The organism is Flavisphingomonas formosensis, from assembly GCF_009755815.1.
Taxonomy (GTDB): domain Bacteria; phylum Pseudomonadota; class Alphaproteobacteria; order Sphingomonadales; family Sphingomonadaceae; genus Flavisphingomonas; species Flavisphingomonas formosensis.
In genome coordinates, this window is sequence record NZ_WRPK01000001.1 from 174,790 (window position 1) to 194,893 (window position 20,104).

The window sequence follows — 20,104 nt, forward strand, 5'->3', positions numbered from 1 at the left end:
CCTCCCCGCTCCGGGGAGGATCTCAGTTCCTGCCCAGAACCAGCGGCACGAGGATATCGATCAGTTCGTCGCGCCGCGCGGGGCTCATCGGGTGGATGCCGACGCTGGGCGTGTGGCTGGCGGCGGCCATCGAGGCTTCGAGGAAGGGGCCGAGCGCCGTCGCGAACAGGGGCGCGCCGATCGTGATGTCGCGCAGCATGGTGCCGCGCAGCCGGGCATTGGCGGCCTGATCCTTCAGCACGAAATCGAACGCGAAGGCCGGCACGAACTCGGCGATCAGCCATTCGAGCCGGGGGCTGGCGGTCACGCCCTCGCGCAGCAGCACCTGGCCATATTCCGGTACCTCGACCAGCGCATCGATATAGGTGCGCAGCGAGGATCCGATCTTCTCCGCGTCCGGGCAGTCGACGGGCGGCATGCCGCGTCGTGCGATCGCCGCGTCGAGCTTGGCGACGATCTGCTTCATCGCCAGGCGCCACAGCTCCTCCTTGCTGCCGAAATGGTAGAGCAGCAGCGATCGCTTGGCGCCCGTGGCGGCGGTGATGTCGCGGAAACTGGTGCCGTCGAAGCCGCGCGCTGCGAACAGCCCGCCGCTTGCATCCAGCACCCGCTCGCGGTCGAAACGGATCTCGGTCACCTCCGACGCCTTAGCACTTAATTGGCGCATACCAATGGCTGCCGAAACAGGCGGCGCTTTTCCCCTCGCCGCAAGGGCGGGAAGGCGCGGAGCACCGCTTCACGCATTTTCGACCCCTCTCCACATCTTGCATTAGAGGTAACTCTATATAGAAGATCGGACGAACGGGAAGCATCCCCTGGAGAGGAATTTGGACGACGTCCTGATCGAGGAACGGGATGGGCGGGTGGCCCTGCTGACGCTCAATCGGCCGGAGAGCCTCAATGCGCTCAATCCGCCGCTGATGAAGCGTCTGCTGGAGGGGGTGCGCCGGGCGGCGGAGGACGATGCGGTCGGTTGCGTGGTGCTCACCGGTGCGGGCCGGGGCTTCTGCGCCGGCGGCGACGTGCGCGCCATCGCCAAGGCTGCGGAGGAGAAGGCGGCGGGCACGGCGCCCACCAAGGCGACGGTCGAGAATCGCACGCGCTGGCTGCGCCGCAACGTGGAGGCGGCGCGGCTGCTGCACGAGATGCCCAAGCCGACCATCGCGATGATCAATGGCGCCTGCGCGGGCGCGGGGATGAGCCTGGCGGCAGCCTGCGACTTCCGCTTCGCGGCGGCATCGGCGCGTTTCATCCCGTCCTTCACGACGCATGGCATGCCCGGCGATTATGGCGGAAGCTGGCTCTGGACGCGTATTCTCGGCACGGCCAAGGCGCGCCAGCTCTATCTCATCGAGGAAAAGCGCGACGCCGAGCAGGCGCTGGCATTCGGTCTCGTCGACCGGATTTACGAGGATGCGGAGCTGCGCACGGAAACGATGGCGCTGGCGGCACGTCTCGCCATGCTTCCGCCCACCGGCCTTGCCTATGCCAAGGCCAATCTCAACGCCGCGCCGATCGAGACGTTCAGCCAGTCGCTCGATCGGGAATCGCTGAACATGATGCTGGCGCGCAACGCGCTGATCGAAGCGCGCAAGGTCCGGGAGGCAGAGGCATGAGCCAGGCGCTCACCATTCCCCATTGCGCGCAGGCCGCCGCGGCACACTGGCCCGATGCCCTGGCCGTGATCGACAGCGACGTCCGGCTGAGCTTCGCGGCGCTCGAGGAACGGATGACGCAGGCCGCCGCCGCCTATGTCGCCGCGGGCCTCCAGCCGGGCGACCGGGTCGCGATCTGGGCGCAGAACAGCGTCGACTGGATCGTCGCCTGCCTGGGGCTGCAGGCGGCGGGCGGCGTGCTGATCCCGCTCAACACACGCTTCAAGGGCAGCGAGGCGCAGTTCATCCTCAATCGCGCCCGCGCGACGATGGCAGTGGTCGCGGACGAATTCCTCGGCACGCGCTACGGCGACATCCTCGCCGAGGTCGACATCCCGACCGTCCATCGGATCGTGCGGCTCGGCGTCGATACGCCGGACGGCTGGGCGACCTTCCTCGCGGGCGCCGACCCGGCATCGCGCGCCGAGGCGGAACGGCGGCTCGCCGCGCTCGACGAGCATGACCTCGCCGACATCATGTTCACCAGCGGCACCACCGGCGATCCCAAGGGCGCAATGGCGACGCATGGCCAGGCAGTGCGCACCGCCTATCTCTGGTCGAAGGCCACCACCATCGGGCCGGGCGACCGCTTCCTGATCCTCTATCCCTTCTTCCACTGCGCGGGGTACAAGGCGGGCTGGCTGGTCAACCTCGCGATCGGCGCCACCACCCTGCCCGAGCCGACGCTCGACGTCGACCGGCTGCTCGCCAAGGTGGAGCGCGAGCGGGTGACCTTTCTGCCCGGCCCGCCCACCCTGTTCCAGACCCTGCTCGCCATGCCCGAGCGCAAGGCGGGCGCGCTCGCCTCGGTGCGCGTGTCGATCACCGGCGCCAGCGCGGTCGCGCCCTCGATGATCGAGGCGATGCGCAGCGAGCTCGGCATTCCGGTGGTGCTCACCGGCTACGGCCTCACCGAGACCTGCGGCACCGTCACCATGACCTCGCCGAGCGACCCGCCCGAGATCGTCACCGTCTCCTGCGGGCGTGCGATCGAGGGGATCGAGGTGATCTGCGCGGACGAGCAGGGCAAGCCGCTGCCGATCGGCGAGGCCGGCGAGGTGCTGGTGCGCGGCATGAACGTGATGCTCGGCTATCTCGACGATCCGGCGGCGACCGCCGAGGCGATCGACGCCGACGGCTGGCTGCACACCGGCGACATCGGCGTGCTCGACGATGCCGGCTATCTGCGCATCACCGACCGCAAGAAGGACGTGTTCATCGTCGGCGGCTTCAACTGCTATCCCGCCGAGATCGAGAAGATGCTGCTCGCCCATCCGGCGATCCAGCAGGTCGCCGTCACCGGCGTTCCCGACGAGCGGATGGGCGAGGTCGGCAAGGCTTTCGTCGTGCTGAAGCCCGGTGCGATGCTGGAGGAGGAGGCACTGATCGCCTGGAGCCGCGAGCGCATGGCCAATTTCAAGGTGCCGCGCTCCATCGCCTTCCTCGACGCGCTGCCGATGAACGCGACCGGCAAGGTCCAGAAGTTCAAGCTGGCCGACGCGTGAACGATACGCCTCCACCACCCGATTTCGCCCTGCTCCATCCGCCCGGCCGCTTCGTGAACCGTGCCGGCCGCTTCTATGTGCGGATCGAGCCGGACGGCGCGCGCACCGTCGGCTGCTGGATCGGCGAGGACCAGGCGAACAGCGAGGCCTTCGCCCATGGCGGCTTCCTGCTCGCCTTCGCCGATTTCGCGCTGAGCTATATCGTGAAGGGCGTCACGCTGAATCTCAGCGCCGATTTCATCCGCGGCGCGCGGGTGGGCGACTGGATCCAGGCGACGGTCGTCGAGCGCAAGCGCTCCTCCGTGCTGATCTTCGCCGACGCCATCATCCGCACCGAGCGGCACGAGCTGATGCGCGTCGGCGGCCTGTTCCGCCCCTTCGAGAAGAAAGCATGACCGACGAGGATTTCCGCGCGGAGGTGCGCGCCTTCATCGCCGCCAACCTGCCGCCCGACATGGCGCGCCGTACCCTGCTCGGCTATCATCCGTACAAGCCCGACGTGCTCTACTGGACGGCGAAGCTTCAGGAGCGCGGCTGGTCCGTGCCCAACTGGCCCGTCGAATATGGCGGCCCGGGGTGGACGGTGACGCAGCGCCATATCTTCGAGGAGGAATGCTTCCTCGCCGGCTGTCCGGCGGTCAGCCCGCAGGGCCTCACCCTCGTCGGCCCGATCATCTACACCTATGGCAACCAGGCGCAGAAGGACCGCTTCCTGCCCGGCATCCGCAGCGGCGCGATATTCTGGGCGCAGGGCTTTTCCGAACCCAACAGCGGCTCCGACCTCGCCTCGCTGCAGACCCGCGCCATCCGCGACGGCGACGACTATGTCGTCAACGGGCAGAAGATCTGGACGTCCGAGGCGCATTATTCGGAATGGCTGTTCCTGCTGGTGCGCACCTCGAGCGCCGGCAAGCCGCAGGCCGGCATCTCCTTCCTGCTGGTCGACCTTGCGACGCCCGGCATCACCATCCGCCCGATCGTCTCGATCGACGGCGGCCATGTGCTGAACGAGGTGTTCCTCGAGGATGTCCGCGTTCCCGTCGAGAATCTGATCGGCGAGGAGAACAGGGGCTGGACCTATGCCAAGGAGCTGCTCGGCGCCGAGCGGACCTTCTCGGCCGAGGTGCCGCGCTGCAAGGGGCTGCTCGCCCGGATCAAGCGGATCGCGGCCGAGACCGAAGTGCGCGGCCGGCCGCTGATCGACGATCCGCATTTCGCCCGCCAGCTCGCCGAGCTCGAGATCGAGGTGCTGGCGCATGAGGCCACCTTGTGGCGCGTCGTCGCCGAGGAAGAGGCGGGCGTTGCCGGCGCGGTGCCCACATCCTCGATCCTCAAGGTACGCGGAACCGAGCTCGTCCAGCGGCTCGGCGCACTCTCGATCGAGGCGCTGGGCGACGATGCGCTGCCCGCCTATCCCGAGCGCGACTATCTGCTGGCGACGCCCCCCGACGCGCCGGGCGTGCTGCTGGCGCCGGGCGTCGTGGCGGATGCCTTCTACCGGCGCTCGGCGTCGATCTACGGCGGCACCAACGAAGTGCAGCGCAACATCATCGCAGCGCAGCTGCTGCGGGGCTAAGGGCGATGGCGATCCGTTTCCTCCCTACCGAAGAACAGACCATGGTGCGCGACAGCGCGCGGCGCTGGGTCGTGCAGGACCATCAGGCCGAGGGCGATGCCGAAGCCCATTGGGCACATTTCGCCGAGATGGGCTGGCTGATGATCGCCCTGCCAGAGGCGGCCGGCGGGCTCGGCGGCGACGCCTATGACGCCGCGATCATCGCCGAGGAGCTGGGCCGCGGCATCGTGCGCGCACCTTTCGTCGAGGTGGCGGTGGTCGCCGCGCAGGCGCTGCTCGCCATCGCGCCCGAGCGGGTGGCGGCGATCGCGTCGGGCGACGCGCGGCCGATCCTCGCCCACGACGAGGCCGAGGCGCGCGGCGATCCCGCCTGGGTCGCCACCCGCGCGGTGCGGCACGATGGCGGCTGGCGGCTCAGCGGCCGCAAGACCGGCCTGGTCGGCGCGCCGCTGGCGAGCGGCTTCCTGGTCTCGGCGACGATCGAGGGTGAGGGGCTGGCCCTGTTCGACCTGCCGGCGGAGGGTGCCCCGCTGCGGGCATTCAGGACGGTCGACGATCGGCCCGCGGGCGAGCTGCGGCTTGCCGACACGCCCGCGACGCTGATCGCCGGGCCGGACCGGGCGTCCGCGGCGATCCTCGCCGCGCACGACCATGCGCTGGTGCTGGAAAGCGCCGAGGCGGTCGGCACGATGCAGGCCGCGCTCGACCTCACCCGCGATTATCTGCTCACCCGCAAGCAATATGGCCAGCGCATCGGCGACTTCCAGGCGCTGCGCCACCGTCTCGCCGACATGTTCATCGAGCTGGAGCAGGCGCGCTCGATCGTGCTGCGCGGACTGGAGGCGCTGACCGCGGGCGATCCCACGGAGCGCGCACGGATCGCCGCAGCGACGCGTGCGAGGGTCGCCCAGGCGGGCAGCTTCGTCGGCGCGCAGGGCATTCAGCTGCATGGCGGCATCGGCGTGACCGAGGAATATCCGGTGGGCCACTATTTCAAGCGACTCATCGCTTTCAGCACGCGTCATGGTACTGCTGCGGCACAGGTGCAGCGATTCGCGGAGCTGTGCCGTATGGAATGATACGCGAAGAGGAGAGGACACGAGGCCATGATGACGCTGCAGGAGATATCGGACCGGCTCGAGCTGGAGAAGCTCACCCACGATTATGCGCATGCCATCGACACCCGGAATTTCGATCTCCTCAACGATGTGTTCACGCCCGACGCCTTCGTCGACTACAGCGTGTTCGGCGGGCCGGCCGGCGATTTCCCCTATGTGCGCGACTGGCTGAAGACGGGGATGAACGCGTTCGGCGAATCCCATCACATGGTCGCCAACCACCGCTTCGTGATCGAGGGGGACCGCGCCACCGGGCGCGTGATGTGCTTCAATCCGATGGAAGGCCCCGACGAGGGCGGCACGCGCCCGATCATGGTCTTCGGCCTCTTCTACATCGACGAATATGTGCGCACGGCCGAAGGCTGGCGGATCAAGTCGCGCGTCGAGGAAGCGACCTACACCCAGAATATCCCCAAGGGCGTGCTGCCGGACTGATCCGGCTGGGCTGAGATTTCGAACGAAAGGGAAGCCGTCCGGGCGGGGGACGCGTCCGGCCGGTGACAGAAGGGACCGGTCCCGCGAGGAGAAGAGAGATGGCGCAAGAAGGCAGCAAGGGGATGTCGCCCGTGATGGGGCTCGGCATCGTGCTGGCGGTGGTCGTGGTGGTCGGGGCCTATGTCGGCCTCAACATGGCGCTCGGCATCGCCGAGGGCTGGGCCGGCTTCCTGTTCCTGCTGTGCTGGTCGATGATCGAGAAAGGCAGCCTGGATCGTTTCGCGCACGCCCTCGTCGGCGCGCTGATCGGCGCGGGCACGGCCGCGCTCATGAAGGTCGGGCCGGAGATGATGGGCCCGACGGGGGGCATGGTGCTGTTCCTCGGCGTGGTGCTGCTGCTGATCTATGCGATCGTCATGGGCTGGTTCGCGTTAGGCGTGAACACCACCACCATGGTGTTCCTGACGGTGGGAACCATCCCCTATGTCGAGAAGGGCGCGGAGCCTGCCGGCATCTTCCTCGGCATCGCCAGCGGCGCGGTGTTCTTCGGCGCGCTCGGCCTGATCGGCGCGCAGATCGGTAAGCGGCGCCAGGCCAAGGCGACGTCAGCCGAACCCGTGAGCATTTGACCGGCTCGCACAATCCCACGCGCTAGGCGTGCCTCCCCGCGGGCGGCACGCTGCCGCCCAAAAAAAATAAGGCGAGGAGACTGAGCGGTGCGCGACGATCTGAAGGCGAAATATGGCCCCTGGGCGCTGATCGCGGGCGGCTCCGAAGGCATAGGCGAGATGTTCGCGCGGGAGCTCGCCGCCGCCGGAATCAACCTCGTGCTCCTCGCCCGCCGGGCCGAACCGCTGCAGAAGCTGGCGGCGAGCCTGCCGGTCGAGACGCGGATCGTCACCGTCGATCTCACCAGCGAGGCGATGATCGATGCGATCCGGGCGCAGACCGACGATCTCGAAATCGGCCTGCTCGTCTACAATGCCGGGGTCGACAATCACGCCGAAGACGTGCTCGATCGATCGATGCGCAGCCTGCGCTGGTCGATCGACCTCACCGTCATCGGCCAGACCCTGCTCGCCCATCATTTCGGCGGGCCGATGCGCGAGCGGCGGCGCGGCGGGATCATCCTGGTTGGCTCGCTGCTCGCTTATGCCGGCGGCGGCGGGATGAGCGTCTATGCCGCTGCAAAGGCCTATTGCCACACCTTCGCCAAGGGCCTGTGGCATGAGCTCAAACCCTATGGCGTCGATGTGCTCGGCCTGGTGGTGAGCGCCACCAAGACGCCCGCCTATCTGAAATTCGGCCTGCCCGAGGAGGGCGCGGGCGCCATCGTCGCCTCCGAGCCCGCGCTGGTCGCGCGCGAGGGGCTGGAACAGCTCGGCCGCGAGCCGCTGTGGGTGGTGAGCGAGGCGCAGCCCATGGCCGCTCATCTCAGCAGCCTGCCTCCGGCGGAGGCGGTGGCGCTGGTCAGCGGCACCGCCGCGGCGATGCGCGGCGACTGATCATCGCACGGGAGCCAGCATGACGATCACCATCGAAACGCCGCCGACGATCCTCGCCGAGGGCTTCCGCTTCACCGAATGCCCACGCTGGCGGGACGGCTGGCTCTATTTCTCGGACATGCATGGCCGCACCGTGCACCGCATCGACGAGGCCGGCACCCTGGAGACGGTCTGCCGGGTCGAGGCACGGCCCGGCGGGATCGGCTTCCTGCCCGGCGGCGACATGCTGATCGTCGCGATGGACGAGGCGCGGATCCTGCGTCGCTCCGGCGACCGGCTCGAACCCTATGCCGACATGGCCTCGGCCGCCGCGACGGGCGTCAACGATATGGTGGTGAGCCGCGAGGGCCGCGCCTATGCCGGCAAATATTGCCACGACATCCCTCCCCCGCGCGAGCCGCTGCTGTTCGTCGACGAAAACGGCGCATGGCGCGAAGCGGGCGAGCCGCTGGACGTCGCCAACGGCCTGGTACTCACCGCCAACGGCAAGCGGCTGATCGTGGCGGAGAGCGCGGCGAGCCGCCTGTCGGTGTTCGATCTCGCGGCAGACGGGACGCCGACCAACCGCCGCATCTTCGCCGACCTGCCCGAGGGCCATTATCCCGACGGCATCTGCGGCGATGCCGAGGACGGCATCTGGGTGACCTGCTGCCTCGGGCCCGGCCTGGTGCGGGTGGAAGAGGGCGGGCGGATCACCCATTTCATCCCGATGGCGGGCGACCGCTTCCCCTATGCCTGCGCTCTGGGTGGCGCGGACGGACGGACGCTGTTCATCTGCTCGGCCGGACCGTTTGATCCGGCGGTGATGGAGCAGGGCCGCACGGGGCGGATCGAAACGATACGCGCGCCTTATGCGGGGAGTGGGATTCCTTGATTCTTCATCCTCCCCCAAAGGGAGTGTCGGGTTGAATTGCCCCCGGCAATTCAAGATCGTGCCGGGGGCACGATCGACCCGACACTGGGGACCGCGCGTAGCGCGGTGGAGGGGCACCCGCTCACTGCATGCGTGTCGTTGGTTGTGAGCGGCGGCCCCTCCACCATTCGCTTTGCGAACGGTCCCCCTCCCCGTGCCGGGGAGGACAAGAAACCGCCTTCGTCACCGAGTTCGTCCCGCCGAAGCAATATTGGCTGCGCCCCGCCGACGCGCCGACCACGAAGAACTCCCAGCATTCCACCGACGGCATCACATTGACCAGCGTCTCGGGCGCATCTTCCAGCCAGGCGAGCTCGGGATGGGCCTGGCGGAAAGCATCATATTCCTGGTTGAGCATGATCTTCCGGAAGGGCAGCTTGGTCGCGCGGTGGATCGCCTCGGCGATGTCCCCGGGCCCCCAGCCGGCGCGGGCGAAGACGTCGGCATGGTCGGGCGCCATCAGGAGCAGGTTCGAGAAAGCGCCGTGGAAGGGATAGCCTTCCGAGAGCGGCGCGTTCTTCTTGATCAGCCAGGCGCCCATCGCCGGGGATCCGCAGGCATTGGCGGTCAGCGTCGCCCAGGTCTCGATCAGGCCTTCGGGCGTGATGTTCTTGAAATCGAAGAATTCGGTCATGCCGTAGGGCACGTTCACCGTGACGGTGCTCTCGTCCTTCGCAAAGCCCATCTGCTCGCGCCACGAGGCCCAGGGCGTGCGCTCTTCATTCTCGGCGACGCAGGCGGAGAATTTCATCGGCGTGCCGATCGTGTCCATGTCGCTGACGCCGGGATAGGAGAGGCCGACATTCATCATGATCAGCCTGAGCGCGCGGCCGATCGCGACATTGACCTGGCTGATCGATCCCGGGCCCATCGCGCAGATGCCGCGGTTCATGCCGATTGCGTCGGCGATCGGGCCGGAGACGCAGACGATCGGCGCCTGCGGGCCGGTCGACATCGCCCAGGTGCGAAGGCCGATCGAAGGCTCCAGCACGCACTCCATCATCGCCATGATCACCGGCATCGCCTCGGGCCGGCATCCCGCCATCACCGCATTGGCCGCGATCTTGCGCACCGTGCCGACGCCGAAGCCAGGGGCGAACAGGCCGACCACCTCGGATCCGTCGCGGCCCGATGCGGCGATCATCGCCTCCACCTTCGCATGGGTCGGCGGGATCAGCGGCATGCCGTCCGACCAGCCGTTGCGGATGAAGCCGGCCTGGAGCGCGTCGAACGCATCCATCAGGTCGGCGCCGTGGAAGACCAGCTCGGGCGCGCTCTCCAGCACGATCCGCTCGAACTGCGGCGGCGCGTCGAAGAGCTTGCGGTCGATGGTCAGCGCCTCGACCAGCGCGTCGAGGCTGTCGTCTACCATCTGCGCGATCTCGGCCGGCGTCTTGTTGGAGAAGCAATGCGGCACGATCAGCGGCACCGCCTCGGGCACGCCGAAGGTCTTGCAGGAGAAGCGCGAATCCTCGTCGAAGATCGCGGCGGTATAGCCGATCGCCGGCACGCCGCGCTTCTCGAGCTCGCACAGGTCGCGCATCAGCCAGCTGGTGCAGCTGCCACAATCGGCCGAGGTGCAGACCGCCGCGTCGGCCTCGGCGGCCAGCCGGTCGAGCTGCTCGGGCGAGAGATAGCGGTTGGTGCCGCCCAGTTCCCCGGTCAGCTCGATGAAGCGCACCCCCTCGAACCGCTCGGCGAGGCGGATCTTGGCCTGGGCGAGCGCATCGAGCCCGTTCTGCTTGCCGTTCCAGTAGAGCGCCACGGTCTTGCCGGCGAGCGTCGCCGGACGGGGTGCGGGCCTGTGGCGCAGCGACGGATCGACGTCTGCCTGCGGCTCGGCGACCGGGTTGACGATGGCGAGGCTCGCCTGGGTGACGGTGCCGTGCATGCGGGGGATCCTCCCGATTATCGATCGCCCTATATAGTATACTAGTTATCGCGGCTGGCAACGTCATCGGATTGTGCGCGACGGGTGCGCACAGGAATCCCCTCCCCGCCGGGGAGAGGGGATTCTTCCGCCCCGACGTCCGCCCAGGCGACGGTCTGGGCGATGCGCTGCGGATAGCCGGTTCGCAGGCGATCGAGGAAAGCGTCCTCGATCTCGGCCAGTTTTGCCCGCGCTCCGTCGGCGTCGCGCGCTTCGACCCTGTCATGGAGTCCTCGCAGCCGCTCGACGAGCAGGCCACGCTGCACCTCGTCGGGCACGAAGCCGCCGCTGTCGACGATCGCACGCAGCGCCGGCGAGAGCATCGCCAGCACCGCATTGTGCGTGCCCTGCGCGAACAGCGCCCAGAAGCGGTGATAATGATGCGAGAAGGCCGGATAATCGCCCATCGCCGCCTCGGCCGCCACGATCGCCGCGCCCATCGCCGCCACTTCGGCGTCGGTCGCATGCTCGACCACCATCGGCGCCATGCCCGGCTCGATCACGCTGCGCGCCTCCAGCACCTGGCGGAGCGGGGCGTTCTCGAACTGCATGAGCAGCGCCAGCGTGGAGGCAAGGCTGGGCCAGCTCGGCCGCGCGACCACCGCCCCGCCCTTCGGCCCGGCACGCACGGTGAGCACACCCTGGAGCTCGAGGAAGCGCAGCGCCTCGCGGAAGGTGGCGCGGGCGACGCCATGGCGCTTCAGCGCGTCCGCCTCGGAGAGATAGCGGTCGCCGGGCTGCAGCCCTTCTTCCTGGATGGTGCGCACGATGCTGCGCGCCAGCCGCATCGCCGCCTTCTGCGTGCTGTCCGATCCGGCCGCCAATCCGTCCTCCCGCGCTTCGAGTGCGTTCATAACAAGAGTTGTCCGTCAGTCACGCTCCGCCCGGCTTGAGGCGATACCCTCGGGGTGCGAGTTTTTCATGGACTTGCAAGGACGCGGCCGATGATCAGCTTCAATCCCTATGATCCGGATTATGGGCGCGATCCCTATCCGCTCTATGCCCGGCTGCGCGACGAGGCGCCTGCCTATCACAATCCCGAGATGAGCTTCTGGGCGCTGTCCCGCTATGACGATGTCGTCATGGCGCATCGCGACGCCGCGACCTTCAGCAGCGCCAACGGCGTCTCGCTGGAAGGTTATGAGGCGGCGATGCCCTTCCTGATCGTCAAGGACCAGCCCGAGCATAATTGGGCCAAGGGCCTCGTCGTGAAGATGTTCGCGCGCAACCGCATGGTCGCGCTCGACGCCTTCATCCGCCGCCGGGCGATCGAGCTGCTCGAAGGGCTGTATGCACACTATGGTCCCGACGCCGAGTTCGACTTCGTCAGCGAATTCACCGTGCGCCTGCCGCTCGACGTGATCGGCGAGCTGCTCGGCATCCCGCACGCGCTGCAACACGACATCCACCGGCTCAGCAACATGATCGTGATGCGCGGCGAGGGCGAGGACGACGCCTTTGCCGAGGGCACGGCGAAGATCATGGAGATCTACACCGAACTCGCCCGCGACCGGCGGGCGCGGCCACGCGATGACGTCATCTCGATGATCATCGCCGAGGAGGTGGAGGACGAGCATGGCGTGAAGCACAGCATGAGCGATTATGAGATCGGCGTGCGCTTCATGGAGATGGGATTTGCCGGGCACGAGACGGTGGCCAAGGCGATCCCCAACGGCGCGATGGCCTTTCACCATTTCCCCGCGGAGCGGGCGAAGCTGGCTGCAGACCGGTCGCTGCTGCCCGGCGCGGTGGAGGAGATTTTGCGCTTCGATCCGCCCTCGCAGCTCCAGGGGCGCACGACGACGCGTGACGTCGAGCTGCACGGCGTCACCATCCCCGCGGGCGAGCGGGTGATGCTGCTCACCGGCAGCGCGACCCGCGATCCGCGCGCCTTCGAAGATGCCGATCGGTTCGACATCACCCGGCCGCTCGACAACCGCTCGGTCTTCTTCGGCTTCGGCGTGCACAAATGCCTGGGCATCCATCTCGCCCGGCAGGAACTGGCGATCGCATTCGGTGAGATGACCGATCGCTTTCCCGACTATCAGGTGGATCCGGAGCGGGCGACGCGGCTGGTGCTCAGCAACGTCCGGGGCGTCGCCAGCCTGCCGATCCGGCTGGGGCAGCACGCTTGACCCCAACTCCGTTCGTGCTGAGCTTGTCGAAGCACTCCCTTTCTTCCTCTTTCATCGGAAGCGGCAAAGAGAAGGAAGAGGCTTCGACAAGCTCAGCCCGAACGGTGAATGGGATCACCGCAACCCGGCATGACATCAAGGATATCGCCGCCGGGCCTTCGCTTTTGCCAAATGGTCAACGCCACTTGATCGAATGCGGACCCACCGCCACGCCGCGAAGGCATATCGGCGTCTCGGGCGCCTTTTGGACGGAGGAGAGGTGATGCAGTTCGCGAACAAGGTCGCCATCGTGACGGGCGGCGCGCAGGGGATCGGCTATGGCTATGCCGAGCGCCTGCTGGAGGAAGGCGCCGCGGTCGCGATCGTCGACATCGCCGAGGAGAAGGGCAAGGCTGCGGTCGAGGCGCTGTCGGCCAAGGGCAAGGTGATCTTCGTGCGCGCCGACGTGTCGGACGAGGCCTCGGTCAAGTCGATGGCGGACACGGTCGCGGCACAGCTCGGTGGGATCGATTTCCTCGTCAACAATGCGGCGCTGTTCGGCGGCATGCGGATCGAGGGCATGCTCGACATGGACTTGGCCTATTATCACAAGTTCATGGCGATCAACGTGCACGGCTCGCTGCTCTGTATCCGCGCCTGCCTGCCGCACATGATGGGCCGCCCGGGCGCCGCGGTGGTCAACCAGACCTCGACCGCGGCCTGGATGAACGCAGGCATCTATTCGGTCGCCAAGCTCGCGCTGAACGGCCTCACCACCTCGCTCGCCCGCGAGCTCGGGCCGCGTGGCATTCGCATCAACGCGATCGCGCCGGGGCCGACCAAGACCGAGGCGCTGAGCACCACCGTCGACGATCAGACGCTGAACGCGATGGTCGGCATGATGCCGATCGCACGCCTCGGTACGCCGGCGGATCTCGCAAGGGGGCTGGTCTTCCTGCTGTCCGACGAGGCGTCATGGATTACGGGGCATATCCTGAACATCGACGGCGGCAACTTCATGCGGCCGTGACGCTGCCTCATCCTCCCCCGCGAGGGGGAGGGGGACCACCCACAGGGTGGTGGAGGGGCGGCCGCTCACATCAAGCGAAACACCCGTTTCGGCCGGCGGCCCCTCCACCGTCCTACGGACGGTCCCCCTCCCCCTGCGGGGGAGGAATAGGTCGTTCCCGCCGTCCCAAGTTATCCCACAGTTCCGCCGCGACCTCGCGGAACAGAGCGAGGCGCTCGCTGCCGATCAGCGCTTCCGCCTCGGCCTCGACCGCCTCGATCGAGCGTAGCGAATCCGCGATCAACGCGCGCCCGCGCGGCGTGAGCGCGATCAGGCGGGCGCGGGCATCGCCGGGGTCGGGCAGCAGCTCGATATAGCCGAGGTCGCAAAGCTCGCGTGCGGTCTGGCTGATCGCCTGCTTGGACAGGCCGTGCATCGCCGCGATGTCGGACAGGCGGGTGCCGGGGAAACCGGCGTGCGACATCACCGTCGCGAACGACATCTTCAGCCCGCTGTGGCCCAGCGCGGCATTATTCTCCAGCAGGCGCCGGTTGAGCACCTGGCTGACGTCCATCAGTTGGCGTGGCAGGTTGGTCGAATAGATGCGGTCCAGCTCCTGCAGCGTGGTGCCCGGGCGCGTATCCCCCTCGGCGCCGCCGTTCACGCTTCCGTGCCGAGAACGCGGATCCGCGCGCCGCGCAGCGCCTCGCTGATCGAGACCTGACAGCCGAGCCGGCTGGTCGGGCCGTGGTCGTCGAGCATCGCGATCATCTCCGCCTCGCCCTCGGACGGCGCGTCGAGCTTGTCGTAGAGTTCCTTGTCCAGCGCGACATGGCAGGTAGCGCAGCTGCAGATGCCGCCGCACAGGCCCTGGATGCCGTCGATGCCGTTGAACAGCGCGGCCTCCATCAGGGTCATGCCCTCCATGGCCTCGACCTGCTTCTCTTCGCCGTCAGGCTGGATGTAGGTGAAATCGACGTCGCTCATGCGGCACTCCGGGGCGTGAAGGTGAGGGGCAGGTGCGTATAGCCGCGCACATAGGCGGAATGCATGCGGCGCGTGCTGGCGAGATCGATGTCCCAATCCGGCATGGTGGCGAGCATCTCCTCGAGCGCGATGCGCCCTTCGAGGCGCGCCAGCGCAGCACCGAGGCAGCTGTGCAGGCCGCCGCCGAAGCCGAGATGGTCGCGGCTGCCGCGATCCATCCTGTAGGTTTCGGGGTCGTCATAATGACGCTCGTCGCGATTGCCCGAGGTCAGGATCACCGCAACCTTGGATCCGGCGGGGATGGTGTGGCCATGGAGCTCGAACGGCTCGGCAGTCTCGCGGCCCTGCATTTGGGTCGGCCCATCGATGCGCAGCGTTTCTTCGACCGCGCCCGCCGCCAGCGACGGATCGCCGATCAGCCGGTCGCGCTCGTGGCGATTCTCCCAGAGCTGATAGGTAAAGTTGCCGATAAGCTTGGTGGTCGTCTCATTGCCCGCGATGGCGAGCAGGTAGAGATAGCCGAGCACCTCGGCGTGGTTGAGCTTGCCCTGCTGCTCGAAGGCGATGAGCTGGCCGACGATATCCTCGCCTACCTCGCCGCGCGCGAGCCGGCCCTGGATCATCTCCTCGAAATAGCCGAGCAGGTTGCGTGTGCCGGTGATGTTCACCTCGACGATCTCGTTGGATCCGTCCTCGCGGTGGACGATATCGTCGGTCCAGCCGCGCAGCATGTCCTCGTCGGCGGGATCGACGCCCATCAGCGCGCAGATGATCGCCATCGGCAGCTTGGCGGCGAAATCGGCGATGATGTCGATCCGTCCCGTGCCGGCGTGCGGCGCCAGCAGCTTGCGCGCCGTCTCGCGCACCACCTCTTCCAGCGGCGCCACATTGTGCGGGCGGAACTGGTTGACCATCAGGTGGCGCAGGCGCGTGTGGTCCGGCGGGTCCATGCTGAGGATGAAGGGCAGCGATCCGGGGATCACCTCCTTCTCCAGCGTGGTCGACTTGCCGTTGATGAAGGTCTTGAAGTTGCGCAGCACGGTCATGCAGTCGGCATAGCGCGAGACCGCGTAGAAATCGTGCTTCCGGTTGTAATAGAGGGGGAATTCGTCCCGCAGCCGGCGATAGACCGGATAGGGATCGTCATGCAGCGCATATTCGTACGGATCGTAGATCTGCGGCTGGTTCAGGATCGGGTCGGCCTCGGCGACGCACATGGATCTTCCTCTATCCCTGATCGGTGGCAATGAATTGGGCGGGAGGCTCATCGCGGCGAAGCCTGGCGGATCATGTGTCGTCGGGGCCGCCGAGATAGATGTCGCGGATCCGCTCGCGGATCAGTCTGGCGCCCGGCAGGTCGAGGCCGATTTCGGCCGCCACCTCGAGAGCGCAGTCGAGATCCTTCTCGGCAATGGCGGTGAATCCCTCGAAGGCAGCGCGCGCCGCCGGCTGGTCGCTCATCGCCGACCGGTTCTTCATGAAGCCCTGCATCGAGGGCGTGGCATTGCCGTTGGCCGCCATCACCGAGAGCAGCAGCGCGGGATCGAGCCCGCTGCGCCGCGCCAGCCGGTCGGCCTCCACCGACGCCATGAATTCGAGATAGGTGACGAGATTGTTGCAGATCTTGAGCGCCATCGCCGCGCCGAGCCCGCCGGCGACGACGATCTGCTTGGCCGAGGGCTCGACGAATTGTTTTGCCACCTCGATGTCGGCGGCATCGCCGCCGAGCATGTAGATGATGATCTTGCCCTCGCGCTCCAGCGAGCCGCGGCTGACCGGCGCATCGACGATACGCACGCCCTTCGCCCTGGCCCGCTCGGCGGCTGTGCGCACGGTGCTCGGGCGCACGGTGCTGTGGATGGTGATGACCGTGCCGGGCTTTGCGCCGGCGAGGATGCCGTTGTCACCGGAGACCACGTCGAGCACCTGCTGATCGGTGCGCACGCAGAGGCCGATCACCTCGCTGGCGGCGGCGACCTCTGCTGGCGAGGCGCCTGTCTTCGCGCCGAGTTGAGCAAGCTCGGCGGGCCCTTCGGGCATGATGTCGAACACGATGGTGTCGCGGCCCGACTTCACCAGCTCGCGCGCCATGTCCCGGCCGATATGGCCGAGGCCGATATATCCCGACTTCATCTCGTCGCCTCGCTCTCTCGCGCCTCTCCGCCGGGCCTTTCTGCCGCGGCGGGAGGCGCCGGACAAATCCGTCAACTTCGGTTGACTAGTTTGTCTTTGTGCTATCCCGCGGTCATGCCGCCATCGACGGAGAGCACCGCGCCGGTGACGTAGCGCGCTTCCTCCGAAGCGAGATAGGCATAGGCCGCCGCCATGTCCTGGGATGTTCCCGATACCCCGGCCTTGGGGAAGATGCGGTGCCAGAGCTCATTGTCGATCCCCTCGGGGTGCGGCACGTCCTTGGTGATCTCGGTCTCGATCGCGCCCGGGCAGATCACGTTCACCCGCACGCCCTGCTTCACATATTCGACCGCCAGCGCCTTGCTGAACATGATCAGCGCGCCCTTTGTGGCGCCGTAGGCGACATAATAAGGATGGCCTGTGAGGCCGGAGGTGGACGAGGTGTTGATGATCGCGCCCTTGGTAGCGATCAGATGCGGCATGGCGTGGCGCGTCACGTAGAAGACGCCGTCCAGGTTGATCCGCATCAGCCGCTGCCAGGTGGCGTCGTCGGTCTCGGTGAAATGCCCCCAGGCGAGGATGCCGGCGATGTTCATCAGCACATCGAGCTTGCCGAAGGCGGCGATCGTCTGGTCGACGAGGCTGCGGCAGGAGTCGGCATCACCCGCGTCGTAGCGGATGGCCAGCGCGCGGATGCCATGCTGCGCCTCCAGGTCGCGGGCCAGTGCCTCCAGCCGATCGCCCTGGACGTCGCCGAGCGCGAGCGTCGCGCCCTCCGTCGCCAGCCGTTCGGCGACGCCGCGGCCGATCCCCGCCGCCGCGCCGGTGACGAGCACCACCTTTCCCTCGTACCGCCGGTCCGTCATGCCTTCGCTCTCCTCTGCTGCCCCGGATGCTCAAAAGGGTCCGTAGGCGTCGTAATAATCCCGGAAGCAGTCGCGCACGCTAGCCTCGGTCAGGCCATATTCCTCCAGCGTGTAGCGATGCTCGCCATGCTTGCCGGGCGGATTGGCGGCGACCCAGGCCTGCATCGCGCGCTCCACCTCGGGGATGAGCACCAGGCCGAAGCGGTCGTAGATGCCGCGCACGACGGCGAGCGGATCGCGGACATAGTCGCCATGGGTGACGTCATGGAACTGGTCGGGATGGCGCGCGCGGGCGGCGAGCATCGGCTGCGTGCCGCGCGACCAGACCTCCACCTCGCGCGGCCCGGTGTTCTTCGATGCCGCCGGCCCCTCCGCCATCTGGTGCGCCATGTGGATGAGGCTCGCGACCGAAGGCATGGATTTCAGGGGATCGCGATGGGTGTAGATGATCCGCGCATCGGGGAAGACCGCAAGCAGCGCGTCGATCGCGTAGATGTCGCCGGGATTCTTGAGCAGCCAGCGCCGGTCGGGCTCGCGCCCGCCGATCAGGCGCAGCACGTCGGCATAGCGCCGGAAGGAGGCGGTATCGTCCTCGGCCATCCACCAGCGATCATAGCTCGGCACCGGGAAGTTGCAGCCGAAGCGGTTGCTGACGAAATCCTGGCGGAGCACCTCGATGCACTCCTCCATGTCGTCGACCGCCATGTCGTGCACCATGCGGAACTGTGGCACGGTGTCGAACCAGCGCTGCAGCCGCTGGCCTGTGCGGCGGAACGCGGCCAGCCGTTCCCACTCCTCCCGCGGCGGGCGCGGCATGGGAGCGTTGGTGAGCCAGCTCTCCAGCCCCTGGAACTGCGGATCGACCGCGAGCAGCCGGTGCAGCACGGTGGTGCAGCTGCGCGGCAGGCCGGTGATGACCAGCGGTGCGTGGATCGCGGTCTTCAGCAGCTCGGGATTCTCCGTCCAGCCGCGCTGCGTGGCGAGGCGGGCGTTGAGCGTCAGCACCAGCTCGAAGAAGGCGAAGTCGCGGCCTTCCGGCGTCAGCCGGCAGTCGCTGTCGAGCGCCTGGAGCAGCACGCGCAAGCCCGTGAGGTAGCGCGTATCGCCGAAATCGCTGCAGCCGCTCATCTCGATCGCAGTCGCGCGCAGCGCATCCTCCGCGTCGACGAAACGCTTCGGCACCGCGAGGCGGCTGCCGTCATCCTTCAGGATCGCGCTCATGCCCAGGGATCCACCATCAGCTTGCAGTGCGAACTGCCCTTGCGCAGCCCCTCGAACGCCGCCGGCAGCGCATCGAGCGAGACGGTGCCGGTCGCCATAGCCCGCGCCTCGACCGCGCCTCGGTCGAGCGTGCGCGCGGCCTCCTCGAACTCCGCGGGCGCATAGACCACCGCGAAGCGCAGGATGACCTCCTTGAACAAGGCGAGGCTCGGCATGATCGTGTCGGGCTGCATGCACAGGCTCAGCACCACCACCGTGCCGCGATAGCGCACGAGCCCGATCGCCTCGCCGAGCAGGCCGGGGCGGCCGACGCATTCGAACACTACGTCGGGCGGCCCGCCCAGCGCAGCGAGCGCGGCCTCCGCCCGATCGGCGGCGGGATCGAGGAAGGCGGAGGCGCCGAGCGTCATCGCCAGCGTTTCGCCGCGCCGGGAGTGCGCGGCGACGGCGATCCGCCGCGCGCCCGCCTGCCGCGCCCAGAAGACCGCGCCGAGGCCGACCGGGCCGGCGCCCAGCACCAGCACGCGCGTGTCCGAGCCGATCTCGGCCTGGTTGGCGCCGTGCAGGCTGCAGGCCAGCGGCTCGATCAGCGCGCCGTCGGTCATCGACAGCGTCTGCGGCAGAGCCCTGCAGATGCGCTCGGGCACGCGCGTATATTCGCCGAAGCCACCATCGAGCCCGCGCATCTCCGCGCAGATCAGCGGAGCGCCCGCGCGGCAGGCGTCGCAATCGCCGCAGCCATAGACCGAGATGGCGGTGATCCGCTCGCCCACCCGGAAGCGCTCGACACCGCGGCCGATCGCGGCGACCTCGCCGGCCAGCTCATGGCCCGCCACGGTGCCGATCGGATAGCTCGCCTCATGGCTCTCGGTCATGTGCAGGTCCGTCCCGCACACGCCGCAGCGGCCGACCTTGATGATCAGTTCGCCGTCGCCGGGCTCGGGATCGGGAAGCGTCTCGATCGCAAGGGGCTTTCCCGCGCCTTTGAACACCGCCGCGCGCATCGACTCTCCAGTTTTGCTTATAGGACGGCACGTTCGCACAGGATTCCGGCCCGAACAAGCAAAGCGAATCCCGGTTTCGTTGTGCCGAAACGCCTATATTGCGGATTACAAGGCCAGGGGCCTTTGGTACGAT

General features: G+C 67.8%; 21 protein-coding genes. 11 read left to right on the plus strand and 10 right to left on the minus strand.

Annotation, left to right across the window (positions count from 1 at the left end; all coding sequences use genetic code 11):
- Nucleotides 1-22: 22 nt before the first annotated feature.
- Nucleotides 23-637 (minus strand): TetR/AcrR family transcriptional regulator, encoded by a 615-nt coding sequence (locus tag GQY20_RS00895; protein ID WP_157215157.1) that lies wholly within the window; start codon nucleotides 635-637, stop codon nucleotides 23-25.
- Nucleotides 638-827: 190 nt separating this feature from the next.
- Here GQY20_RS00895 and GQY20_RS00900 point away from each other — a divergent pair, with 190 nt between their 5' ends.
- The 9 genes from GQY20_RS00900 (at nucleotide 828) to GQY20_RS00940 (ending at nucleotide 8,668) form a co-directional block, all read left to right on the plus strand.
- Complete coding sequence (locus tag GQY20_RS00900) at nucleotides 828-1,616, plus strand: enoyl-CoA hydratase/isomerase family protein (protein ID WP_157215158.1); 789 nt, start codon at nucleotides 828-830, stop codon at nucleotides 1,614-1,616.
- A complete protein-coding gene (locus GQY20_RS00905) occupies nucleotides 1,613-3,160 on the plus strand; it encodes a FadD3 family acyl-CoA ligase (RefSeq protein ID WP_157215159.1) in 1,548 nt (515 codons plus the stop codon). Before GQY20_RS00900 ends, GQY20_RS00905 begins: the two co-directional genes overlap by 4 nt.
- Nucleotides 3,157-3,555, plus strand: coding sequence for a PaaI family thioesterase (locus GQY20_RS00910; RefSeq protein WP_157215160.1), 399 nt, complete (start codon nucleotides 3,157-3,159; stop codon nucleotides 3,553-3,555). The genes GQY20_RS00905 and GQY20_RS00910 overlap by 4 nt, the downstream gene beginning before the upstream one ends.
- Nucleotides 3,552-4,736: an acyl-CoA dehydrogenase family protein gene (locus tag GQY20_RS00915; RefSeq protein WP_157215161.1), complete on the plus strand. Its 1,185-nt coding sequence runs from the start codon at nucleotides 3,552-3,554 to the stop codon at nucleotides 4,734-4,736. Before GQY20_RS00910 ends, GQY20_RS00915 begins: the two co-directional genes overlap by 4 nt.
- A 5-nt stretch (nucleotides 4,737-4,741) precedes the next feature.
- Nucleotides 4,742-5,815, plus strand: coding sequence for an acyl-CoA dehydrogenase family protein (locus GQY20_RS00920; RefSeq protein ID WP_157215162.1), 1,074 nt, complete (start codon nucleotides 4,742-4,744; stop codon nucleotides 5,813-5,815).
- Nucleotides 5,816-5,842: 27 nt separating this feature from the next.
- Nucleotides 5,843-6,289 carry a nuclear transport factor 2 family protein gene (locus tag GQY20_RS00925; RefSeq protein WP_157215163.1) on the plus strand — a complete coding sequence of 149 codons (447 nt, stop codon included), beginning with the start codon at nucleotides 5,843-5,845 and terminating at the stop codon, nucleotides 6,287-6,289.
- A 98-nt stretch (nucleotides 6,290-6,387) separates the two neighbouring features.
- Nucleotides 6,388-6,918 carry a hypothetical protein gene (locus GQY20_RS00930; protein WP_157215164.1) on the plus strand — a complete coding sequence of 177 codons (531 nt, stop codon included), beginning with the start codon at nucleotides 6,388-6,390 and terminating at the stop codon, nucleotides 6,916-6,918.
- A gap of 87 nt (nucleotides 6,919-7,005) precedes the next feature.
- On the plus strand, nucleotides 7,006-7,794 hold the full coding sequence (locus GQY20_RS00935) for an SDR family NAD(P)-dependent oxidoreductase (RefSeq protein WP_157215165.1): 789 nt from the start codon (nucleotides 7,006-7,008) through the stop codon (nucleotides 7,792-7,794).
- A 19-nt stretch (nucleotides 7,795-7,813) separates the two neighbouring features.
- Nucleotides 7,814-8,668 (plus strand): SMP-30/gluconolactonase/LRE family protein, encoded by an 855-nt coding sequence (locus GQY20_RS00940; RefSeq protein WP_157215166.1) that lies wholly within the window; start codon nucleotides 7,814-7,816, stop codon nucleotides 8,666-8,668.
- A gap of 121 nt (nucleotides 8,669-8,789) precedes the next feature.
- On the opposite strand, the gene GQY20_RS00945 is transcribed toward GQY20_RS00940, so the two are convergent.
- Together GQY20_RS00945 and GQY20_RS00950 are read right to left on the minus strand one after the other, a co-directional pair.
- Nucleotides 8,790-10,598, minus strand: a complete 1,809-nt coding sequence (locus GQY20_RS00945; protein ID WP_157215167.1) for a UGSC family (seleno)protein — start codon at nucleotides 10,596-10,598, stop codon at nucleotides 8,790-8,792.
- Nucleotides 10,599-10,639: 41 nt separating this feature from the next.
- Nucleotides 10,640-11,491 carry a FadR/GntR family transcriptional regulator gene (locus GQY20_RS00950; protein ID WP_157215168.1) on the minus strand — a complete coding sequence of 284 codons (852 nt, stop codon included), beginning with the start codon at nucleotides 11,489-11,491 and terminating at the stop codon, nucleotides 10,640-10,642.
- A gap of 90 nt (nucleotides 11,492-11,581) precedes the next feature.
- On the opposite strand from GQY20_RS00950, the gene GQY20_RS00955 reads away from it, so the two are divergent.
- Together GQY20_RS00955 and GQY20_RS00960 are read left to right on the plus strand one after the other, a co-directional pair.
- Entirely contained in the window at nucleotides 11,582-12,772 is a 1,191-nt protein-coding gene (locus GQY20_RS00955) for a cytochrome P450 (RefSeq protein ID WP_157215169.1), read from the plus strand.
- A 262-nt stretch (nucleotides 12,773-13,034) separates the two neighbouring features.
- A complete protein-coding gene (locus tag GQY20_RS00960) occupies nucleotides 13,035-13,781 on the plus strand; it encodes an SDR family oxidoreductase (protein ID WP_157215170.1) in 747 nt (248 codons plus the stop codon).
- Between the two features lie 112 nt (nucleotides 13,782-13,893).
- On the opposite strand, the gene GQY20_RS00965 is transcribed toward GQY20_RS00960, so the two are convergent.
- From GQY20_RS00965 to GQY20_RS00995, 7 genes are all read right to left on the minus strand, one after another.
- Nucleotides 13,894-14,424, minus strand: coding sequence for a MarR family winged helix-turn-helix transcriptional regulator (locus GQY20_RS00965; RefSeq protein ID WP_157215171.1), 531 nt, complete (start codon nucleotides 14,422-14,424; stop codon nucleotides 13,894-13,896).
- Nucleotides 14,421-14,747 carry a 2Fe-2S iron-sulfur cluster-binding protein gene (locus tag GQY20_RS00970; protein ID WP_157215172.1) on the minus strand — a complete coding sequence of 109 codons (327 nt, stop codon included), beginning with the start codon at nucleotides 14,745-14,747 and terminating at the stop codon, nucleotides 14,421-14,423. The genes GQY20_RS00965 and GQY20_RS00970 overlap by 4 nt, the downstream gene beginning before the upstream one ends.
- Nucleotides 14,744-15,964 (minus strand): cytochrome P450, encoded by a 1,221-nt coding sequence (locus GQY20_RS00975; protein ID WP_157215173.1) that lies wholly within the window; start codon nucleotides 15,962-15,964, stop codon nucleotides 14,744-14,746. Before GQY20_RS00975 ends, GQY20_RS00970 begins: the two co-directional genes overlap by 4 nt.
- Nucleotides 15,965-16,034: 70 nt before the next feature.
- Entirely contained in the window at nucleotides 16,035-16,880 is an 846-nt protein-coding gene (locus tag GQY20_RS00980) for an NAD(P)-dependent oxidoreductase (RefSeq protein WP_157215174.1), read from the minus strand.
- Nucleotides 16,881-16,981: 101 nt separating this feature from the next.
- Nucleotides 16,982-17,746, minus strand: coding sequence for an SDR family NAD(P)-dependent oxidoreductase (locus GQY20_RS00985; protein ID WP_157215175.1), 765 nt, complete (start codon nucleotides 17,744-17,746; stop codon nucleotides 16,982-16,984).
- A gap of 30 nt (nucleotides 17,747-17,776) precedes the next feature.
- A complete protein-coding gene (locus GQY20_RS00990; protein WP_157215176.1) occupies nucleotides 17,777-18,967 on the minus strand; it encodes a sulfotransferase family protein in 1,191 nt (396 codons plus the stop codon).
- Nucleotides 18,964-19,971: an alcohol dehydrogenase catalytic domain-containing protein gene (locus tag GQY20_RS00995; protein ID WP_157215177.1), complete on the minus strand. Its 1,008-nt coding sequence runs from the start codon at nucleotides 19,969-19,971 to the stop codon at nucleotides 18,964-18,966. Before GQY20_RS00995 ends, GQY20_RS00990 begins: the two co-directional genes overlap by 4 nt.
- Between the last annotated feature and the right edge of the window lie 133 nt (nucleotides 19,972-20,104).

What these genes read in the sequence shown, in the direction of transcription:
- GQY20_RS00905 (WP_157215159.1), top strand. Translation starts at nt 1,613, where the DNA reads ATGAGCCAGGCGCTCACCATTCCCCATTGCGCGCAGGCCGCCGCGGCA.
- GQY20_RS00915 (WP_157215161.1), top strand. Translation starts at nt 3,552, where the DNA reads ATGACCGACGAGGATTTCCGCGCGGAGGTGCGCGCCTTCATCGCCGCC.
- GQY20_RS00920 (WP_157215162.1), top strand. Translation starts at nt 4,742, where the DNA reads ATGGCGATCCGTTTCCTCCCTACCGAAGAACAGACCATGGTGCGCGAC.
- GQY20_RS00925 (WP_157215163.1), top strand. Translation starts at nt 5,843, where the DNA reads ATGATGACGCTGCAGGAGATATCGGACCGGCTCGAGCTGGAGAAGCTC.
- GQY20_RS00930 (WP_157215164.1), top strand. Translation starts at nt 6,388, where the DNA reads ATGGCGCAAGAAGGCAGCAAGGGGATGTCGCCCGTGATGGGGCTCGGC.
- GQY20_RS00940 (WP_157215166.1), top strand. Translation starts at nt 7,814, where the DNA reads ATGACGATCACCATCGAAACGCCGCCGACGATCCTCGCCGAGGGCTTC.
- GQY20_RS00945 (WP_157215167.1), bottom strand. Translation starts at nt 10,598, where the DNA reads ATGCACGGCACCGTCACCCAGGCGAGCCTCGCCATCGTCAACCCGGTC.
- GQY20_RS00950 (WP_157215168.1), bottom strand. Translation starts at nt 11,491, where the DNA reads ATGAACGCACTCGAAGCGCGGGAGGACGGATTGGCGGCCGGATCGGAC.
- GQY20_RS00955 (WP_157215169.1), top strand. Translation starts at nt 11,582, where the DNA reads ATGATCAGCTTCAATCCCTATGATCCGGATTATGGGCGCGATCCCTAT.
- GQY20_RS00960 (WP_157215170.1), top strand. Translation starts at nt 13,035, where the DNA reads ATGCAGTTCGCGAACAAGGTCGCCATCGTGACGGGCGGCGCGCAGGGG.
- GQY20_RS00970 (WP_157215172.1), bottom strand. Translation starts at nt 14,747, where the DNA reads ATGAGCGACGTCGATTTCACCTACATCCAGCCTGACGGCGAAGAGAAG.
- GQY20_RS00975 (WP_157215173.1), bottom strand. Translation starts at nt 15,964, where the DNA reads ATGTGCGTCGCCGAGGCCGACCCGATCCTGAACCAGCCGCAGATCTAC.
- GQY20_RS00980 (WP_157215174.1), bottom strand. Translation starts at nt 16,880, where the DNA reads ATGAAGTCGGGATATATCGGCCTCGGCCATATCGGCCGGGACATGGCG.
- GQY20_RS00985 (WP_157215175.1), bottom strand. Translation starts at nt 17,746, where the DNA reads ATGACGGACCGGCGGTACGAGGGAAAGGTGGTGCTCGTCACCGGCGCG.
- GQY20_RS00990 (WP_157215176.1), bottom strand. Translation starts at nt 18,967, where the DNA reads ATGAGCGCGATCCTGAAGGATGACGGCAGCCGCCTCGCGGTGCCGAAG.
- GQY20_RS00995 (WP_157215177.1), bottom strand. Translation starts at nt 19,971, where the DNA reads ATGCGCGCGGCGGTGTTCAAAGGCGCGGGAAAGCCCCTTGCGATCGAG.